This is a genomic window from Paenibacillus enshidis (assembly GCF_042136365.1).
Taxonomy (GTDB): Bacteria; Bacillota; Bacilli; order Paenibacillales; family Paenibacillaceae; genus Paenibacillus; species Paenibacillus enshidis.
The window spans coordinates 1-490 of record NZ_JBHHMI010000082.1 but is presented as its reverse complement, the minus strand read 5'-3'; the positions used below and the strand labels follow the sequence as shown (position 1 = coordinate 490).

Genomic DNA, 490 nt, shown 5'->3' with positions numbered 1-490 from the left:
CTTCAGATGAGACAAACCCCCTCTGCTCGAAAACGACTCAAGGAAATCGGTTCAAGAGAAAACCGTTATGTTACGGATGTTAACCATCAGATAACCAAGGCACTCGTTGAAACGTATCCGAAAGGGACACTATTTGTGATCGAAAATTTAAAAGGTGTTCGTTCCGCCACGGAAAAAGTATGTGTTCGCCATCGGTATGTGTCGGTTTCCTGGGCATTTCACCAGTTCCGTGAGATGTTGGAATACAAGGCTCGACTGAACGGACAGGGCGTCATCGCAGTAGATCCCAAATATACTTCCCAAACCTGCCCGAAATGTGGACATGTTGAACAAACCAATCGAAACAAAAAGAGGCATACCTTTGAATGTCAGAGCTGCCACTATCGCTCGAACGATGACCGAATTGGCGCTATGAATCTGTACCGCAAAGGAATCGAGTACATCGGTACAGGTACAGCAGGAGTATAGCTCTTGTTGTAGGGGCGAGGTC

The 490-nt window shown here is 46.7% G+C and carries 1 protein-coding gene; it reads left to right on the top strand.

What is annotated here, in order from left to right:
* The coding region (locus tag ACE41H_RS25170; RefSeq protein ID WP_375358314.1) for an RNA-guided endonuclease TnpB family protein at positions 1-468 on the top strand (468 nt) is incomplete at its 5' end.
* Positions 469-490 lie beyond the last annotated feature (22 nt).